This is a genomic window from Pseudoalteromonas sp. SCSIO 43088, from assembly GCF_023650795.1.
Lineage (GTDB): Bacteria > Pseudomonadota > Gammaproteobacteria > Enterobacterales > Alteromonadaceae > Pseudoalteromonas > Pseudoalteromonas shioyasakiensis.
Map to the genome: position 1 here is coordinate 2,868,644 of NZ_CP072675.1, position 18,634 is coordinate 2,887,277.

Annotated in this window: 14 protein-coding genes and 1 pseudogene; 2 read left to right on the forward strand and 13 right to left on the reverse strand. The window is 43.8% G+C overall.

All coding sequences use genetic code 11. From position 1 onward, the window contains the following. Positions 1-3 precede the first annotated feature (3 nt). From traD to J8Z28_RS13335, 13 genes are all read right to left on the reverse strand, one after another. Entirely contained in the window at positions 4-1,824 is a 1,821-nt protein-coding gene (gene traD, locus J8Z28_RS13275) for a conjugative transfer system coupling protein TraD (RefSeq protein WP_250659601.1), read from the reverse strand. A 48-nt stretch (positions 1,825-1,872) separates the two neighbouring features. Continuing rightward, positions 1,873-4,023 (reverse strand): MobH family relaxase, encoded by a 2,151-nt coding sequence (gene mobH, locus J8Z28_RS13280; protein WP_250659602.1) that lies wholly within the window; start codon positions 4,021-4,023, stop codon positions 1,873-1,875. Between the two features lie 119 nt (positions 4,024-4,142). Continuing rightward, entirely contained in the window at positions 4,143-4,616 is a 474-nt protein-coding gene (locus tag J8Z28_RS13285) for a hypothetical protein (RefSeq protein ID WP_250659603.1), read from the reverse strand. Continuing rightward, on the reverse strand, positions 4,616-4,897 hold the full coding sequence (locus J8Z28_RS13290) for an ECs_2282 family putative zinc-binding protein (protein WP_250659604.1): 282 nt from the start codon (positions 4,895-4,897) through the stop codon (positions 4,616-4,618). The genes J8Z28_RS13285 and J8Z28_RS13290 overlap by 1 nt, the downstream gene beginning before the upstream one ends. A gap of 158 nt (positions 4,898-5,055) precedes the next feature. Further along, positions 5,056-8,133: a type III restriction-modification system endonuclease gene (locus J8Z28_RS13295; protein WP_250659605.1), complete on the reverse strand. Its 3,078-nt coding sequence runs from the start codon at positions 8,131-8,133 to the stop codon at positions 5,056-5,058. Between the two features lie 9 nt (positions 8,134-8,142). After that, entirely contained in the window at positions 8,143-8,736 is a 594-nt protein-coding gene (locus tag J8Z28_RS13300) for a site-specific DNA-methyltransferase (RefSeq protein WP_250659606.1), read from the reverse strand. Next, the gene (locus J8Z28_RS13305; RefSeq protein WP_250659607.1) at positions 8,736-9,986 is read right to left on the reverse strand and encodes a site-specific DNA-methyltransferase; all 1,251 of its coding nucleotides are present in this window, start codon (positions 9,984-9,986) and stop codon (positions 8,736-8,738) included. Before J8Z28_RS13305 ends, J8Z28_RS13300 begins: the two co-directional genes overlap by 1 nt. A gap of 81 nt (positions 9,987-10,067) precedes the next feature. Further along, positions 10,068-10,754 (reverse strand): DUF4391 domain-containing protein, encoded by a 687-nt coding sequence (locus tag J8Z28_RS13310; RefSeq protein ID WP_250659608.1) that lies wholly within the window; start codon positions 10,752-10,754, stop codon positions 10,068-10,070. Positions 10,755-10,757: 3 nt separating this feature from the next. Continuing rightward, positions 10,758-14,090, reverse strand: coding sequence for a helicase-related protein (locus tag J8Z28_RS13315; RefSeq protein ID WP_250660399.1), 3,333 nt, complete (start codon positions 14,088-14,090; stop codon positions 10,758-10,760). 37 nt (positions 14,091-14,127) lie between these two features. Then, entirely contained in the window at positions 14,128-15,063 is a 936-nt protein-coding gene (locus tag J8Z28_RS13320) for a WYL domain-containing protein (protein WP_250659609.1), read from the reverse strand. A 317-nt stretch (positions 15,064-15,380) separates the two neighbouring features. Next, on the reverse strand, positions 15,381-15,680 hold the full coding sequence (locus J8Z28_RS13325) for a hypothetical protein (RefSeq protein ID WP_169618677.1): 300 nt from the start codon (positions 15,678-15,680) through the stop codon (positions 15,381-15,383). 73 nt (positions 15,681-15,753) lie between these two features. Next, positions 15,754-16,662, reverse strand: a complete 909-nt coding sequence (locus tag J8Z28_RS13330) for a 3'-5' exonuclease (RefSeq protein ID WP_250659610.1) — start codon at positions 16,660-16,662, stop codon at positions 15,754-15,756. 382 nt (positions 16,663-17,044) lie between these two features. Continuing rightward, on the reverse strand, positions 17,045-17,302 hold the full coding sequence (locus J8Z28_RS13335; RefSeq protein WP_000182836.1) for a hypothetical protein: 258 nt from the start codon (positions 17,300-17,302) through the stop codon (positions 17,045-17,047). Here J8Z28_RS13335 and umuD point away from each other — a divergent pair. After that, on the forward strand, positions 17,301-17,750 hold the full coding sequence (umuD, locus tag J8Z28_RS13340) for a translesion error-prone DNA polymerase V autoproteolytic subunit (RefSeq protein WP_000116661.1): 450 nt from the start codon (positions 17,301-17,303) through the stop codon (positions 17,748-17,750). The two genes, J8Z28_RS13335 and umuD, sit on opposite strands and share 2 nt — an antisense overlap. A gap of 7 nt (positions 17,751-17,757) precedes the next feature. Then, positions 17,758-17,991 (forward strand): annotated as a pseudogene (locus J8Z28_RS13345) (Y-family DNA polymerase); the annotation flags it as partial. Positions 17,992-18,634 lie beyond the last annotated feature (643 nt).

Here is an 18,634-nt window from a genome sequence, read left to right on the forward strand (position 1 = left end):
TCCTTATGCTGCCTGTGTAGAGCTGGTTAAAATAGGAATGCGACCTTTGATCACGCGGCCACCTGAAAGCTTGGCGATGTACTCTAGGTTGGGGAGCTGGCCTAATAACTGCGGTGGAAACATATCGCCTTCTTCCTCCATCAAGCGTTCGCCATGATTGCCGGTAAACAACGCGGGGCTGTCCGAGTTGGACGACATACCTTGAGTTTGCATGATGTACTGCAACCGAGTCTTAGGCAGATTGTCGGTAATGTACTGCTGCGTTTCGGCATCCATCACCCGAAGGGCTATCAGGTTGTTGATGTTACCTAACACCTGGCGAGCTTTAGCTTCACTGCCTGTACGAGCTGAAAAATCAGCAAAGGTCTGAGTAGCAATCACACAACGCATTTTTGCGCCACGGCCTTTGTTGAGCAGTTGAATAAAGGGATCGTTGACGACTTCAGCCGCCTCATCGATGAAAATATTTACGGGACGATTTTCAACACCATAGTTATAGCGGTCACCGGCCACGGCGGTGAGATCGGATAAAAGCAACGAACCAATGGCGCTGCCAACCATGGCGTCGGTTAATGAATCCAAGCCGATATATGCCACTTGGGCATTGTTGATAATACGGCCAGAATCCGTAATTAACCGGCTGTCATCCACGTCGTTTGCAATAGGTGATAACAGTGGACCAAGTTCACTTGATGTGAGCATATTGAGCACCGGCATCAGTGAAGCCACCATCTTGGAATAGTGGGTTCTGTCATGCTCAAACATGCTCAAAAGGCCTTCCAAATCGGTGTTGGCGGCAACGGGCTGAATGCGTTCGTAGTAAAAAAGCAACATCGCCATGGCTTGTTTAGCCAAGGTATTGGCCTTTTCGGTAAAGCGCTTGATCTCCACACTAAAGTTCGGATACACCTGCTCACCCCAGGCTGTGACGGCTTTTACTACCAAGCCTTCTGGGCCACCTTCCAAAAAACGCCTCAGTGTTTTCAGATCAGGACGTTGTGACGTAAGCAACAAACCTTGCACTATGTTATTCAGTGCCATTTGGCCAAAGGCTTTAAATGGATCAGCACCGGTTTCAGAGGGGATTAATGCCGCAATTCGGCTGGCAATTTCAGTACCCCGGTTAAAGTTTCTCAGGGGATTAAGACGTACTGAATGCTCTGGAAAACCCGGATGAAAATACACAAAGCGCTCAGGACTACCGGCGGCAATACAGGCTCGCTGTGCATTATCCTTAAGTTCCTTGTCTCCCTTAGGGTCAATAATAATCACGGCTTCATTACGCAAAATGGCCTGAGTGATCATCGCATCAAAGCATCGGGTTTTCCCGGCACCGGTCGTGCCGACAATTAAGGTGTGCCCCTCAGTGTGACCAACTGGCTGGTACACATCTTCTTCTTTGGGCTCAACACCATGAATCCAGGTCGAACCCATTTGTTTGCCGTGACCTTGGTTAAGCAAGGTTTGCTTATCCCGCTTTAATATTTCATAAGCGCGTTGAGCATGACGTTGGTCCCACTCAAAGCCATACCCTAACCACAGTTCATCAGGATGTTTTGCCATCACCTTTTGTAAATGCGAAAGCTCCATAAAAGCCAAAGGTTTGCCTTTTAGCCCCTTCTGCAACTTATAAAGACGGTAAGCCTCAGGCAGGCGATACAACGCCATGCCCGAGGAAATCCCTGTCATCCACCAAAATGGCTCAGGTGGTAGCTCAGTCAGCATTTCTGCGGCAATTGCCCCAGTTGCTCCGACCATCCAACCTGCTGCTGCCATGGCTTCATAGTTCGTGCGCCAGGGCATCTCGTATGCGTTTTCTTTCATTCATGCTCCGCAAAATAACCGTTTGCAATCTGCTCAACTTAAAATGGATTAACGTTCAGCGTGAGCGGTAAACAGAACCGTTTCCCCCTCATCAAACTGGCATTGGTCACTGGCCGAGATCCCCCGAAGCAGCTGTCCGGCTGGAATGCCATGCTCATTGGCGACTTGGCGTAAGGTTTGAATCGTGACGCGAATACCATCGGCACTATGATCCACGTCTGGGTAATCGCCATCGGTCAGTAAGATGGGCAAATCTTTCACAAAATTAACCATCTTTTGCCGCTGCTCGTGTTTGGGGTCTGTAATTGAGTTCGCATTGGGCGCAATCGGCTTTTGATTACGCTCCGCTCTTGTGGCGGGCTCTTTTGCTTGGGCATTGGTTATCTTAGTTCGACTCGGACGCTGTGAAGCCTCTTCGTTCTGAATTGCTGCCGCTGATTCTGCGTCTTGTTTGGGAAGGTCAATCAGTGCAGAAAGCCCTTTAGAAATCGATACTTTCAGCAGTAACCCTTGCTCCTGAACGCCATCATTCGTAGTCACAGTTCTGGCCTTACGAGTCGGGTTTGCGGGATCTAATTCAAGCCAATCCAATCGACTGAGTTCAGCAAGCAGTTTTCGGGGAGCACACCAATGTCTTACGGCATCGGGATAGCGGATCAGTATCTGTTCACCAACCATAACCAACGCACTACTGGCCTCTGGGAGCCATGCCAAAGATTCAGGCAGATTCAATGCCTCTGCATCGTGCTGGTTTACGTTATTTGAGATAGCGCCATCATATGAATTGTTAGGCTTTTCACATCCATCACCTGGAGCATTTTCATTTGCCTGGGGGTTATTAACATCACTAGCAAGACGAAGTTCATCATCTTGTTCGGACGAGTTTGTCGATGGTGACTCATCCGATTTTCTATGTTCGATTGATGATGACGCTTCAGGCAAGTCTGAATGCTCTCTGGAGCGACTCTGTGGCTCTGCTTGTGTTTGCTGTGTTGCTTCCCACTCAGATTTGCTAAACAGTCTCACGCTACTTGGTACATTCGAGCTGAACAATAAATCGGCCTCAGATATATGCAGCATGGGTAACCAGATTGGCTTGTCGTCTTTGATCAGCACTTCAGGGGCAAGGCTTTCATATCGCTCATTTGAGACGGATTTAGTGGCCAATCCTCGCTCAATGAGGATGTCCGCAAGGGTATCGGGATCTCTTGGAATGCCAGGTATCTTGTCTTTGGCCAACAGCTCAATGATGTCCTTAGCTGCACTTTTCCAGACCAGGTAAAGATTGGTTGATTGATTCAATTTTCGTACCCAAACTCTGGCATCTCGCTGATTGACCAACCACTGGGAACTGGCAAGTAATCGCCTCATGGCATCAAGTAGATAGCGTTCGACTGGGACACCAAGGGCATTGTCGTCAACGGAAATTCGTTGAGCTTTCAGGTCTCGCTGGACACTGGTTTGGTCAGCTTCAATGACCAATTTAGATAGGGCATGCTCGGGATCGGTATTGCCAATTGCTTCCAGCATGGCTTGCAAAATCTCTGGGCCCGGCTGGGTTAACCAAGCGAGCAACTCAGGTGTCATCACCCGGTTTAACACCAGAATTGAGAATTGCTCGTGCCGCTTGCAACGTCCGTCGCGCCAGCGAATGAAATAGCGTTCAATGCTGTTATTAGTGGTCCACTGAGATAAGGTTTCTAAAAAAGGGTTCCACTGATAGCGTCCATCTTCGTCTGTGATGGACAAATCTGAAACAGGCTTACCAATATCATGGAACAAACCGCCAAGAGCCGCCGCGACACGCCACCTTGGCTCTAGCTCTTTTTTCTCAACCGGTGTGCCACTGGCAACAAAGATGATCCCTTCAGCTGCTTGTGCCGCCCAGAAAGCAACTTCCAACGAGTGACGTAATAAACCACCAGCACCACTGTGATGATGATGCTCAGAAGCTGGCAACAAATGAACATAAGCAGCCAGATGATCAATGCAGGGCTGAATCAGTCTTTGAAACTCACGCTGATTAAAGCCAAGTACCTGGCGCAGTTTGGAAATTAGCTCGTCTTGTGTGGACTGCAAATCCTCGGGTGACGCTGCTGGCAACCCCTTTAGGAATGGCGGGTAGCGTGGAATTTCCGCATCCAGTTGCGATGAAAGCTCTGGTAGTGCTTTGATTTGAAAAAATAGGTTTTTGAACATAGTGAACCTCCGACACGATAGTGTGAAGGTTCTTTAGCAACTGAAGATGTTTGATAGCCGAAAGAAATATGCATTTATCTGTAGTTGTTTTAGCTCTAGTGAGAGAATCGACAGTTACATTACAGTGTAGGGTAAGACAGCTTTTCATTATAGGACTGGGCATCATCTTCCCAAACTAGCCGAACAACATGCTTTCGTTTCGTTTGCATATGAACAGCGGCTATCAGCTCAACGGCTTGATACTTTTCGAGGCTTTCCATCGGAAATTTGTCAGTCACTTCTGATTCAATAACTAAATCGTTACCTTCGGGGAACTCAATTCTGACGTTTCTTGCAGTAGCAGAACCTTTATTCCAAACCTTAAGCCGATACTTACTGCTGCCAAGTTTTATAATTGATGCACTAAGGTCAGCTTGCTTTCCTTTCAGAGCATCTTCATTTTCTTTTTCCAAGAGAATGGTGTTTAGCTTTTCCTGGCTTTCGACAAGTGACTTCTGCCTCTTATTAAAGCTGACCGTTTGCCATGTTGCGTAGCCAGATAAAAGGAAAGCTAATCCAGCTATCACATCACCTGCATCAATAGTTACTGGCATTACCTAATCCTTATATTCTTGCTACCAGAAAAAGCCTTTTTCAAATATTTACGTAGTTCGTCTTGAACGTCATTTAAAACTTCTTCCTTGATTTCAGAAAGGTGCTCATCAATATTTTCGCTATTCTCTTGAATAAGCTCATCTTTATTGAACTCTCTGCCACAAGATGCACAAGTCATTACTTGTATTGTTTCATCGCAACCGTCTTCGTAGGAAAAGTCTGAACAGCCACAAGTCGGGCAAAGCAAGCTTATACTTCTATTGTATTTTTCAGGATTCATGCTATTTCTCCGTCACGTAAACAGCCATACTAAAAATTTAACCGCATGAATGAGCGACATTTAGACTCAATCTGGCTGAATGTTCCAATTATTGTTATGAAACTAAAAGTGAGCTGTCAGCCAGATGAACTGACAGCCCGATATAAAAACGGAAACAACTAGCCGCTTACGACTTCCATTAATTTCGAGTAACTCGTTACAACATCATATTTGACGTTTTCACTCGTTATCTCTGCATTAATTTTTTCAAAGAATTTCCTAGCACATTCAATCTTGCGATCTTCTATGCCACGCAATTCAAGCGAAGACATAGTTCCTTTAGTCTCTGCAATAAAGTAAATGTGTTTAACACTTCCTTCTTTGAAGGAAATCGCCCAATCAGGGTTGTAGTCGCCAACAGGCGTCGGTATCAGAAAACCACGAGGTAGTTTTGCATAAACCACGACTTCTTTGCTTGTATCAAGCTCGGTAACAAAGTCTCGTTCAATGCCTTGTGAATCAACGACAACATAATCATAAATATGCTTATTAACGCCACTAACGGCTTTTGTCATATCAGTGATTTTTTGCTCTGCCGTGAATATATCAACATCATAAGATTCGTTCGTTGGATCATATGATAGCTTCTCGATAATCACAGATGCCTTTTGCTCTTTCACAAGCCGTGAAGCTTCAGCTAGAAAATGCTCAGGGTTTTGCTTAAATTGTGCAAATACTACAGGTTCTATACCCATCAGTATTTCGGCGACTGTTTTGCGAGTCAGCACACAATTTTCAGCCAACTTACCAACCAAGTCATAACGAACAGCAGAATGAATGCTCGATTGATGAGTTTCAGTCTCAGTGTTTTTCACCTTGAAACTTTGTCCAGCTTTGAGTTGTTCGTCGGTAATGCCATCCAATTGAACACCATCTTGAATGGTGTATTGAAGAGGCGTTACCTTAAGTTCTTTATTGAGTACCCGAATACAATTTTTAATCAACTCAGACGAATCAAAATCAACCTTATAAACCGCTTTGCGATTGATTTTGTGCCAAAGCTCCTGAAACTCTTTCTTATCAAAATTAGCATTCAACGGATTGTTTTTAGGTTTACGATCATCACCAACACCTGGCAATTGCGCTTCACTATAAACACCGTCTATCAGAGTCAATATTTGCTCTCGGTAAGGCTCTAACTCAATAGGCATTGGCGCTAACTGTCCACTAGCCTTAGCCTGGTGGAATGATGGCGCAATTGAATCGTCAACTTCATTAGTATAATCATTTTTAAGCAAATACTTATAAATTTGCTTAGCCATGACAGGTGTTACTTCTACAGGTCCATCAGCCGTTGTAATTGTCTTACCCGTAAAATAAGCTTCATCTGCTTTTCTAGGTCTAGCTGAGAGAGACTCGCTGATCTCTTTTTGCAGATTCGTGACAAAGTCTTTATAGCTTTCACTTGCAATCACCGACAAAACATTAATTTCATGCACAGTTGCCGGATGGTCTTGTCTGTCACCATGTTTATTGACGGCCAGACGTAAACCACGCCCAACTTCTTGACGACGAGAGATAGTGTTGTCGCTGTGTTTTAGCATACACATAACAAATACGTTTGGATTATCCCACCCCTCGCGCAAGGCCGAATGTGAAAAGATAAACCGAGTAGGCTCTTCAAACGAAAGTAACTTTTCCTTATCTTTTAGAATCAAATCATAAGCATCTACATCGTCTGATAGCCCGGCATCTTCACCACGAACTTTAAAGCCGGGGTTCTGAAGACGATTTGATTTCTTATCAATTGAGAAGTAACCATTATGCGTTCTGGAGCCTTCAATGGCCGATAGATAGGCTTTATAGGCATCAGTCTGCTCACTTGGCAAAAGGGACGACTCATCAAGATACTCCTGTACAAGCAAGGAATACTCTTCTTCAAAGACGCGAGCATAATCACCTTTTTCATCGGCTTGAGAGTAGTCTCTATACTTTGCGACTTCGTCAATAAAAAAGAGAGAGAGAACCTTTATACCCTGGTTAAAAAGTGTTTTTTCTTTTTCAAGGTGCGCTTTAATTGTCTCTCGGATCTGGATTCGGCGAATGGTCTCTTCGGTCACGTCTCCCGTGGCATCGCCCGCGGTTAAAACATGGCCATTTTTGAATTCAACCGTGTCGTTAACCGCGTTGATATCAGTAACCACAAAATCACGGTACTGGTCCAGACCATGACTAAGATCAAAAAGATTATCGCCCTTAGTGACCTTCTTGGGTATGCGTTTAATACCATTTTGTTGTTTAACCTCGATTTCAATGCGAGCAATTGGCATTTTTTTCGAGATTTCGATGGACTCCAGATATAGATAGGCTGTCGTGCCCGCTAAGCCTTTTACTGAGATACCACGAACTGCAATTTTCTTAACCAGCTTATTGTTATAAGCGTCAAGCGCATCCAGGCGATGCACTTTATTATGTGTTGTCTTATGCGTGGCCGAATATCGAAGTACCATCAGTGGTTTGAATTTGGCTAAGGCATCTAATGTCTTCTTACCTTCCATCTTCTGCGGCTCATCCAAAATCAGGATTGGACGGTTTGCACTAATAACATCAATAGGACGCCTAGACTGGAAGTCATCCAACTCTTCATAAATACGTCGATTGTCTTTTCCTGACGCATTAAAGGCTTGAATATTAATGACCATCACATTGATGCCACTGTCAGAAGAAAAACTCTCTAACTGGTGCAATTGTTTCGAGTTATAGATAAAGAACCGAGCCTTTTTACCGTCGTAATTCTGAGCAAAATGCTCACCTGTGATTTGCAGCGACTTGTAAACACCTTCACGAATGGCGATGCTAGGTACAACGATAATAAATTTGCTCCAGCCATAGCGCTTATTCATCTCAAAGATGGTTTTGATGTAGCAATATGTCTTACCAGTACCGGTTTCCATTTCAACATCGAGATTAATCTTAGAGCTAGCATTGCAGACTAACGCTTCTGAAACAGGCAGGTTCTGTCTACTTTGAACACCATGAATATTTTGCAATAACTGCGATTCGTTGATCGCGAGTTCAGCATTTTTAAAACCATCCTGATCGCTCATATCCCAGCCAGCATTGCCAAATTTATCTTTGGCAACACCAGGGTCGATTCGGTAGGTAACTCCCGAGGTATTAGGTTGCCCCGCAAAACAGTCAACAACCGACTCTACGGCAACAGTTTGATAAGGTTGGACTTTGAACTTTAACTTCATGCTCCCCCCTTATATCGCTTTAACTTCAGTATGCGGCGACACTTGCTTGAAAATCTGCTCGGCATTAATTTTTACTGCATCAGACTCAAAGCCGTCATCACGAAACACCACGCGAAGTGGCTCTTTTGTGGCTAACTCTTTAATCAAAGCTTCATTTATACGCAGATCAAAACAGGCCACCAGTGCATCATCATCAACAAAGAATACCGATTTACCTTGAATCGTTTCTTTTTTAATGGGTAAGGTTAAATCGACGCCCCAATCCAGCAGTACTTGAAAGAGTAAATCTTCATCAGTGCGGTCTGATTTAATATTATCTACCAATAAGTCTAACGAACCCTGAGTAACTTGATCTGGCGAGTAGTAAACATCTGCCATATTGGAGGTGTCCACTTTAAGCACTCGAAAACCTACATCTTTATTCCAGCCTTTGTGGCACTCGCCCTCTAATATTTTTGCACCAGCTCGGCGAATGCGTTCTTTTGATATCTCAGCAATAGTTTTGTAGCCAGCTTTGAAGGCTTCTGATTTTTTATCACACTCTTCAGGCAACTGAACCATGATAAATTTGCGGTTGCCACCGTCTTCAGCATTCAACTTCATTACTGCATGGGCTGTAGTTGAAGAGCCAGAAAAAAGTCAAGTACTAATGCATTTTCTTTATCTTTAAAAGTTACTAGCTTTAGCATCCTAGAAACAAGCTCAACTGGCTTAGGCGTATCAAATGTTTTTGCACCCATTAATTCCTGCAATTTTCTTGTGGCTGATGATGTTAAACCGCCATCCTCCCACCAAGTGGTATCGGTTTTTCTACTCTCCATAGCTTGTTTAAGAAAATACTTTTGCTGAAGCCCTTTTTCAGTTTTTATTATTAGCCCTTCATCGTATTTTTTCTGCATAGTCTCTTTAGAAAACCTGAAATACCCCTCAACACCCAAAAACTCATAATAAGGATTACCTTTCTTCGCTCCACCAGGCCCGTCTACTGGTGATTTTTTCCAATCCCCTCTTGGATCATTATCTGGGTTGGAAAATCCCTCGAGATTTGGGTCAAGTCCAATATATTTTCTACTTTCAAAAATTCGCTCATAAGATTTAACATACATCAATATTGTATTATGGTTAGGAGATATGATTTTATCATTAGATACTGAAGCTCGTGACTTGTGACAAATTTGTGAAACCAAGTTAGACTCACCAAAAACTTCATCACATAATTTCCTTAGGTTTGCGACTTCTCCGTCATCAATACTTATAAATATTACACCATCATCACAAAGTAAATTTCGAGATAGTTTTATTCTAGAGTAAATCATGGAAAGCCAATCAGAGTGGAACCTACCATTACTATCTTTGTTAGCGACTAACCTATTTCCTTGAATATCTTTTTGATTAGATTTCAAAAAATAATTCTCTGTATTCTCTGAATAATCATCCTCATAAATAAAGTCATTCCCCGTATTATATGGTGGATCAATGTAAATCATCTTGACCTTCCCTAAATAGGTTTCTTGCAACATCTTTAGCGCATCAAGGTTATCACCTTCAATAAAGAGGTTTTCAGTGGTGTCAAAATTGACACTTTCTTCTGGGCAAGGTCTTAAGGTTTTGGCAATAGATGCATTCGCTGTTAGTAGTGCTTCTCGCTTACCGGGCCAGTTCAGCTGATAGCGCTCTTGCGGGCCTTCAACGATTGAATTTGATAGCTCTTGTTTAAGTTGGTCAAAGTCAATGGCTAGCTTTAGTTCTCCGTTAGCCCCTTTTGATTCCGTCACGCAGTTCGGAAACAACGCCTGAATTTTCTCTATGTTTTGCTGCGTCATGTCGGGGCTGTGCATCTTTAATTTATCCATGTGTTCACCTTTTGCGTGATGCCTTGCATAAAAAGCATGTGGCACTATTTAACTGATTAAAATTATTTATCTGTGTAATCTTTATGCGAGTAACTCTTCAAGCTCGCACCTTAAATTCTTTAACTGCTTATTGAGCTCAACCTTTCGGTTAAACTGTTTCTCAGCGTGAACCTTCTTCTTATACTGCGATATTTGCTTTTCCAATGCCTGAATTGCCACCAAGCGTTCAATGGCCTCTTCAATACTCTCAGCGGTACGTTTGGGTATGGGTAACAAGCGAGCAAGAAGCTTTTGATACAGCTCCTCCATATCGATTGCTGTAGGCAAACCCAAAACTTCTGAATTCACTGTTAATGCTTCACCGGAATTGAATATTTCTGAGTGTAGATAGTGGCTACAAACCCATTTGGACTGATCATTTTCTGCCTTACGCTTATAGCAAGCGGCATAGTGGCCTTGTTCACCACTAGCCCCCCATACCTCAAACAAAATGGGAAAAGGTATGGCCAAATCAATCGCTTTTAGTACGCTATTGTCTACTTCGTCGCCTTTAAGCTTCACACTGATAACCTGTATTTCACTGATCTCACTAGTGTGAGGAATATTCAGTGTGTTAGGTGATAGCTTGTAAGCCCAAAGGATTTGATCAACTTGCTGTACAAAAAGTGACTTCAACCCAGCGCTTGCCGCACTGTGTTCGTATATTTTGTTCTTCGGTACGACTCGACCGAACTTTGCTTTGTCAGGAAATATCCAAGGTGAGTTCATAGACTAGCTAACCTCATCCTGAGCACTGTTATCAATGAACTGCTTTTGCTGAATCACAATAAATGCCAGCAATTCAAAGTCATCAAGCCCGGCAAATGTATTCACTAAAGCTGAGGTAGCGCCACCGCTAAACAAACTATCAATATCTTTTTCTTCCTTAACTTCAACCATGCTTTTTATGGCATCTGTTAGAAGGTGAGAGTAACGCTGCATATCTCGACCATCTTGTGTTAGGCGATTAAATAACGCACAAATCTCACTGAGCGGCTCTGTTTGCCCTTTGCAGCTACTGCGGATTAAATCTAATAGTCTCTTTACCTCAAAATGATTAGCGACGATGTGCCCTTCATTCGATACATAGACAAGGTAATAAGGATGGAGCCTGTTTTGCAGATCGCTATCGATACTGTTATTGACGTTTTTCAGCGCAAACACCACGCCAGGCAATAACCCTAATTCTGGCTTAGCCTCAACCACCGCATGCATGCCGCTTGGTGCATTTCTTGGTTCGCCGTAGAGTTTCATTAGATTTAGTAGGTCCATTCGAAATTCGTTTAGACCTAGATCGGTGATAGAAACCCCCGTTTTTAAATCTTCAAGCTCGATGACTTCTTCTTGTAGTTTCTTTAACTGCTCTTTACGGTACGACACATCATTCGCTTGACTACTTAGAACGTTGTCATCACCGGTCGCTGTTACGTCAACAATCGTCATTCGACTTTCAACACGTTCTTTTAAGTTGATGTACTCATCCAGCGATATATCAGGCCAGTAGTTAACTAACTGAATACATTTATTCGGCGAGCCAATACGGTCAACACGCCCAAAGCGCTGAACAATCCGAACTGGATTCCAATGAATATCAAAGTTAATTAAGTAATCGCAATCCTGTAAGTTCTGCCCTTCAGAGATACAGTCTGTAGCAATCAACAAATCGATTTCAGCGGGTTCGTCAGGTAATACACTGGCTTTCGATTTGGAAACTGGAGAAAACAAGGTGAGCACTTCTTGTGTGTCGTAACCTTTTCGTCCGGTTTTTAAGGTGGTCTTAGGTAAACTGGCACCACCAGTGATCATCGCAGTATGGATTCTATGCTCGCTTAACATCACAGGTGACAACTGCTCGTACAGATACTGAGCGGTGTCAGCAAACGCCGTGAACACGATGATTTTCCTGTTTCCAGGATTTATCGGATTATTTATTTTTGCAGCAATATGTGATTTCAGATGCTGCAACTTAGCATCTTCTTCTGGCTTAATTTTGCTAACAGAATCTAGTAACCCTTTGATCAGCTCCAAATCGCCATCTAAATCCTGCTGCCAGGATGGAAGATCCATATCCATTAGCTTAATTTTGATTTTGTTACCGATTTCCATATCGTGATAAGAAGGCATATCGTCTTCATCTGCTTCAATAGACTCTAGCGCTTCAACGAGACTGCTCACTTCGGTTTGCCCGTCTCGCTTATAGAATTCGTCGATAATACCTAGAACACGAACATGGTTATCATGGAGAGATTGCAAGGTGCTTCTGAACGAGTATACGGAGCTCTCAAGACGCTTTAGGAGGTTCGTTGTCATCAATGCAACCAAACTTTTTTCACGGTCGCTTTGCTTTAACTTACCTTTTCCGCCTTCAACTTCCGTGTCATACATCTCCTCATATTTCTTCAATCTACTCGGGAGGATATAACTCACTGGCGCATAAACAGATAGTTTGAGTAGCTTAAGCTGTTCAAAGATCTCATTCAGGCTAACTACATCCGAACGAGTAGTAAGCGGACAATGAAACGAGATTGGCTTGTTACGTTCAGGGAAATGGCCAATATCTGTTGTGTCGTAGAATGTTGTGATGTGCTTTCGTGAGCGAGCGATAGTGACGCTATCAAGCAGTTCAAAAAAGTCGAAATCTAAGGCATCGAGTATGGCTTTAGCTGTTCGCGTCTCTGGGTCGAGTTTGGACCAAGCGTTAAATGCGGCTTGTGCTTGGTTGAATATCTGCTCTACGCTTTTTGTGGTTTTAAGATGCTTTGTGAGATTGCTCGACTCACCTTCATAAGCTAGCGCAAGCTGGTTTCTTAGGTCAGTAAATCTGTTATTCACTGGTGTAGCTGATAGCATCAGGACTTTGGTTTTCACGCCAGCGCGAATAACTTTATTCATCAGTTTCTGATATCGAGTTTCTCGATCTTTCACTGCATCGTTATTTCTAAAGTTATGCGACTCATCAATGACGACCAGGTCATAGTTACCCCAGTTGATTCTATTCAACGGAGTACCGAAGGATTCGCCAGAGGTTCGGCTCAAATCTGTGTGACACAAAACATCGTAACTAAAACGGTCTTTAGCAAAGATATTTGTTTTTAGGTTTCGATTAAAGTTGAGCCAGTTATCCGCTAACTTTTTCGGACATAGAAGCAGCACTGATTTGTTTCTGAGCTCGTAATACTTGATGACAGCTAACGCTGTAAATGTTTTACCAAGACCAACACTATCAGCCAGAATGCAGCCGTTATAGGTCTCTAACTTATTGATGATCCCGGTCGCAGCATCTTTTTGATAGTTAAATAACTTGTTCCAAATCAAGGTGTCCTGATAGCCGGTTCGATCATTTGGTAATACATCCTCTGTAATATCATCAAGGAATTCATTAAAAATGTTATACAAAATAATGAAATAGACTTTTTCAGGCGAGTTTTCCTGGTAGACAGACTCTATATGCTCGCAAATGGTTTTAGTAACATCTTGAAGCTTCGCAGGGTCTTTCCAAATTTGGTCGAATAACTGTAAGTACTGCGCTGTGAAATTTGGCTCATCGATTTTTTGCACAAAATTCGAAATAGCATTTCCTCGCTGATACCCTAGATCAACCGCCGTAAACCCGCTAACCGGAGCAAAAACTGCACTCATTGTCTCTGTTTGCTGTCTAGGTGCTTCCGTCACAACAAACGACTGCATTGGAGAATCAGTTTTGTTTGATTTGAATGTTGCTTTCTTTCTGATCCAGTTTGCACACTCTTTTGCGATCGCCTTTTGAGTGAGCTTGTTCTTTAACTGTATTTCAAAGTCAGTTCCGTAAAGGCTGCGTTCACGCCCTGCTTTGGGAATAAAGAACTCTCGTTTTTCTTTTTTGAATTTATCGGTAACTTCATCTGCGACAAAAGTAGGTGATGTGAAGATGAACTCAAGTGAGTCTATCTTCGCTAACTCCTTTTTGAGAGCCTCATACGCATAAATAGAAAAGCAAGACGCAGCAATCTTTAACTTTGTATTCGGTGTCAGCGTCTGTTGAAGCTCGTCACCTAATAGGTTGTTAAGGTTATCGATTATTTTCATCAAAATTTATTCCCTGCGCCAAGTTCGTTTTTGTGCATTAGTTACCAAGTTCTTTTTCAATCCCTGGAGCTAGCATGATGTTTTTAACTCCATAAAGTGTTGCTCTGTTCTTTAAATGCAATTGAGCTCCACCATCTTTTAGTGTGGCGTTGGAAGAACAATCCACATTCCATTGTCTGAGTAAATAGCCTGCCGTTGCCGCTCTAATCTCAACCTTTAGAACGCCACCCGCCATACCATAATCCAGTTCAATCGCTTCGCTGTGCTCAATACGAGGATGCGGCACTAACTCCAGCTCTACAAAGCGGTTCCATTGCCGGTCTTGGGCTTCGAGCTCGGTTTCAGATAAAGTGGAATATTCAAGCACAACCGCTGCTTTAATTCGGGTCAGTACAAAGTCACGGAACTCGCCATGCTTGCGGTCAAAACCACGAACATGCCAACGCAGGCCATTGTCCACCAGCGTATGCGGTACAATTTCACGCGTGGTTTCACCACTCGATAACGACACATAGGTAATGCTCAAGGCTTTGCCTTTGTGTATGGCCTCGGTGACTTTCGCTACTATCGATAAACTCGGCTTGTTAAGGTGATAAGGCGCTTCACAAGCAAGAGGTGGTTTTACCTTTCCAGTGAAGCCATCACCGTACCCTTGGCTAATGGTTGCCAGTGTTCTCACAACGTCGTAGTCGAACAAGGGCTCAAAAGCTTCACCGCGCTTATGCAACTTGAGCTTTTGGTCATACTCAATGTTGCCTGGTGCAAGCTCTCGGTACATTGTGAAGTCTTTCGTTGCTTGTGCGGCGGCAATGCTGAAGCGATCGACTAAATCCGCCCGTACCGCTTCTCCCTTAAACAATAAGGTGAAATCGATGTGGGCAATGCGATCCCTGGTTGCTTGTGGCAACTGCGCTATCTGCGAAAGCCTATCTGGCTTCGCCACTACCGTTTGTTTCAGACCATCATTTGTCATGCGTCTTGTTTATCCAATTCAACCAGATTCTTAAAACTCTGTTTATAAAATACGGTCAGACATCGCTTAATCACATTGAACGGCATGGCACAAAGCTGCTCTTTATCCGCAATGACTAATCAATCTCTACTGGTTGAAGCTGGACAGATGGCCATAAAACACTGAATAGGCTTCAACCTAATTAATTTTATTAGGTATCATCCTATCACAAATTATCTTGTAGGGAAGACTAAGCGGCAATTTTTTGATCTGGAATGCAATTGCCGCTCAGGTATGGGCGTGAAGACATTGTTTCATGCCATTGCTGATAGCCGCTATCAATGCGCTACCTGAACCAATGGCACCACGATGTTACCGCGATGAGATACCCCTTTGTCCGAGTCTGTAGACATCAGGGCTCGTTGCTCACTCTCCCGAATGCGCCTGGCAACTTCTGCCTGGGCTGGTAGCAATGGCAGCATCCCTTCAGCAATCGCGTCTGGGGCAGACTCTTGGCCACAGGACATCAAATGCTTCCATGGATCTTTAAGAAAGCGCTCGAACGTGATGCCAAATTCAATGATGCGGGCAGAGACGAAGATTTCGCCCCAGTATTCAATGTAGGTGTCTTGGTACATGGAAAGATTCCTCTTGTTGGTTAAACCATGAGTTCACTTTCCATTTTCCAGAGGTTTTCAAATATGCAAGGGGCTATGACAAAGCTTTAAATCGATTGCGGGCATCTTTGTAGTCATAGTGGGCATGTTCTGAGCCACGATGATACAAATCATCCAGGTAAGTTTGTTCCTGCGGCAACTCGTCTTCGCTGATTTCGCGCCACCAATGTTTGTTGGCACCTTTAACACCGTCATGCCAGCGGTAACCACGCTCTTTTAAATAGTCCTTTACGTCAAACGGCGCACCAAACGCACGAACTAACACAGTTCGCCTGTCTGCTTCAGACAACAAGTTTGCAACGGACTCGGGCAACAAATGAAACAGCCAGGCCATCGCCAAACAATCGGTTGCAGCTCGGTGTCCTTCATAAAACCAACCTAAGCGAAGCAGCAGGTACTCAAGTTTTCGACTTTCAAAACCCAGCGCCTTCCAATCTATGCCACTGGCTGAACAGGCCCAAGATAGATGTCCTAATGCAGCAAACCGCTTTTCAAAGAAAGGACGATCAAACTGTGCATTGTGTGCAACCACCAGCGGATCATCGGATAACCAACTCGCTACCAGTGAATCATCAATGTGCTGGCCTTGCACCATATCATCGGTGATACCCGTTAAGTCGGTAATCAGCTCGGGGATTGGCTTACCGGGATCTTCATACAAGCTGATCACATCAACAATCGACACAATCCGCTGAGCAGAGGGGCTGTAAAGCACCTTAACCATACCAAGCTCAATAATGGACTCATCATCGGCAGACAGTCCGGTTGTCTCTGTATCGAGCAGCACCATTGGCTGTTCATCGCCTACCATAGGAGAAAGTTCAAGTGGCCAGGACTGCGGCTCACGCGTTAATGGAATACGCTCCAGCAATCTAAAATCTTCTGGCCTTTCTGGGATATCCGCGAGGCGCTCTAGCGGAAATGGCGCAGGGGCTCTTGTCATTGATGGTTCCTCTTCACTTCTATTGTTCGCTTTGGGTTATTTCACTGTGCCACAGGTTTCTCTAAATGCACCTTGGATACCTCAGCGTTTTTTTGATCTTTCTACTGGGTGACCCATGTATGAAGGCTTTGGCTAAGCCTTTCAGAAAGCCTTAGCTAAACCCTTTAGGTAACCCTTACCGATACCCTTTAGGTATGGCTTAGCCAACCCCTTTTCAAACGGTTGAAAAAGGCTTGAACTGAGTTCGACTGAGCATTTTAATGATGCTCCTGACTTCGCTTTAAGCCAGTAAATTCAATACGAAGCAGAATTTTACTAACTGTTTTTAAACCCTTTGCAAAGGGTTCAACAAGCCTTGTTTGACGGTTACTTGACCCATGCGTTAACCAGTAGCAGTAACAGGATCAGTAACAGAAACAAGAGCAGTAGGCAGAAGCAGTATTGTCCAAGCCTTGCAGGCTTTGACGAGGGCGAGCAATCCCCACATCAAGCTTTTCAACACAAAAAAGAAATCACCCACGACACAACGTCTTACTCGAACAACTACAGTTTTACCTACAATTTTACTTGTAGAAATCAGCATAGCATCAGATACTGTATAAACAAACAGTATTAATTCTATTTTTTCGAGGTTCGTCATGAGTGTCTCGCTGATAGGCCGTAGCGGCGCACTTGCCTTCATCAAAGCCAAGCGCCTTCGTATTCCATTGTTCATGGAACGTGTTTCTGCTGGTTTTCCCTCACCAGCGCAGGATTATGTTGAGCAAACGCTCGACCTCAACGAGCTGTGCATCAAGCGACCGGCTGCAACGTTCTTTGTGCGTGTTGAAGGTGATTCAATGATTGATGCTGGGATTCACCCAGATGATATTTTGGTGGTTGATCGTTCTGTTCAAGCAGAACACGGTGACATTGTCATCGCTGGCATCCATGGAGAACTCACGGTAAAGGAGCTTCAACTAAGGCCGTGCGTCAAGCTGATCCCAAGAAACCAGGCGTATGAGCCCATTCATATTCCTGAAGGGGCAGAGTTAGAGATATTTGGTGTGGTCACCAATGTGGTGCGAAACATGCGCCGTAAGTCGTGACTGTCCCATGCCTGTATTTGCCTTGGTGGACTGCAACAACTTTTACGCCAGTTGTGAGAAGCTGTTTCGTCCTGATTTAAAAGATACGCCGGTTGTGGTGCTGTCCAACAATGACGGCTGCGTGGTTGCACGCTCGCGTGAAGCTAAGTTACTCGGTATTAAAATGGGCGTACCCGTCTTTCAGATCAAAGCCGAAATGCAGCGCCATGGCATTTTGGCATTCTCCTCTAACTATGCGCTTACAGTTGGGAAATACTTTAGACATCACATGTTGTAATGTTTCAGGTTGTATAAATTAGACGTCGAGATGAGGGGTGGTTACAATTTTTACTATTGGTTAAGAAATATCTTGAAAAAGTAGATGTATGAACGCGTAACCCCCTGGGGGAAGGCTTAGCAGTGTGAATAACGGATGATTTAGGTGTTAATGTGATTGAACAAAATAGGTCGTTTCCAGATGACTTCGGCTTTGACTATTGTCTTATGTGGATTAGTACGGAGAAATATCCCTCATTTATAAGTAGGCCACACCCTGACAGTGGCGAGATCATCCATGACGTTAGGGACAACTCAAAACCATTTGCTCATAAACTTCCAATTTTAATAGACCCCGATGGTATCAATGTGGTGCCAGTGAATCTATATCTTCACTCTTTGTTGGCAGATCCAGATATATCCTCCGATAAGACGATTCAATCCCATGCAGTTGCGTTATTGAGCTTCTATCGGTGGTTGAGCACGGAAATCCCCGAACATACACACCCAAGGACTGGCCTTCTGGTTGATGAAAAACCTCCGTTAACAATATATGACTGCACCGAGAAGGTAGAGGAAAGTCCAATCGTGAGATATCGAGACTATTTATTGGAAAACCTTTATACCAA